At 46.5% G+C, this 1091-nt stretch carries 2 protein-coding genes; both read right to left on the bottom strand.

Going from position 1 to position 1091, the window contains the following annotated elements; translation table 11 throughout:
- Positions 1-423, bottom strand: a 423-nt coding sequence (locus tag OOT00_RS16000) for a transposase family protein (RefSeq protein ID WP_497007261.1), incomplete at its 3' end; no start/stop codon positions are given.
- Between the two features lie 86 nt (positions 424-509).
- The gene (locus tag OOT00_RS15995; RefSeq protein ID WP_265426423.1) at positions 510-1031 is read right to left on the bottom strand and encodes a hypothetical protein; all 522 of its coding nucleotides are present in this window, start codon (positions 1029-1031) and stop codon (positions 510-512) included.
- Between the last annotated feature and the right edge of the window lie 60 nt (positions 1032-1091).

Below are 1091 nucleotides of genomic sequence, written 5' to 3'. Positions count from 1 at the left end.
GCACTCATTCTCATGAACCCTTGCTGCAATGATCTTGCGGCTCCATACATCGATAATCATGTAAAGATAAAAGAATTGTCCCTTGATATCGGTTTTCATGTACGTCATATCCCAGCTCCATAGCTGCCAGGGGCCTGTTGCTGCATATTCTACAGTTTTTTTTCTCTCAGCGGGTTTTGAAGATTCACGGTGGCGCAACATATTCTGCTCTTTTAAAATCCTGTAAAAGCTGGATTCCGATGCAATATAGATTCCCTGGTCCGCCAGAATCGGCACAATCTGTTTTGGAGGAAGATCCCTGAACTCTAAGCTATTGGCCGTATCTATAACAGCTTGTTTTTCAAATTCTGTAAGCTTGTTTTTAGGGGATTTTGCAGGACCGCATCGCTGATCTTCACCCCCTGCATTCTTCTTCCAGCGCATGACAGACCGGGCATTAATGCCAAGGGTATGGGCAGCTTTGCAAAGCCTGGCACCGCTTTTTACAGCCTCATCAATAAGGGTGAGTATCATTTTACGCTCCTCGGGGCCATGTTTCCGTCCTCGTCCCCCCAGATTTTTTGGGCTTTTTTTTTCAGGATCAGTAAGGCGGCAGCCTCGGCAAGGGCAGATTCTTTCCTCTGAAGTTCTTTTTCAAGTTGCCGTATTTTTTTAGTATCTGATGATTTTGATTTGTTTTTTGTATCTGTAACAGGTTTCATCTGTAAAGCATTCAGGATCTGCAAACGCCACTGTTCCAGATGGGTTTCATGGAGGCCCTTTTCCCGTAAAAAAGCCCCCAGATCCGCATTGTCAATCTTGCTGGCCTCAATAATCGCATTCAGCTTCTCATCGGATGTCCAGTCCTGGGGGCGTTTTTCTTTCATTGGGAGACTTTCAGGGCAAGTACAGCGTTGACCAGCTTTACGGAGCCAGCGGGAGAGGGTTGACGGAGATACATCCATCTCCTTTGATAATGCTCCGGCGGAAATGGCACCGGGGCCTGTCATCCTGCAGACCATTTTGTCTTTGAACATTTCAGAGTAGTACATGTCAACCTCCAGGCCCCCAAGTTAAATTTTTGGGTCGGAATGAGGTGACAACTACCCTGA

This window comes from Desulfobotulus pelophilus, assembly GCF_026155325.1.
In the GTDB taxonomy this organism is placed as follows: domain Bacteria; phylum Desulfobacterota; class Desulfobacteria; order Desulfobacterales; family ASO4-4; genus Desulfobotulus; species Desulfobotulus pelophilus.
This window is presented reverse-complemented; position numbering and strand designations above follow the sequence as displayed.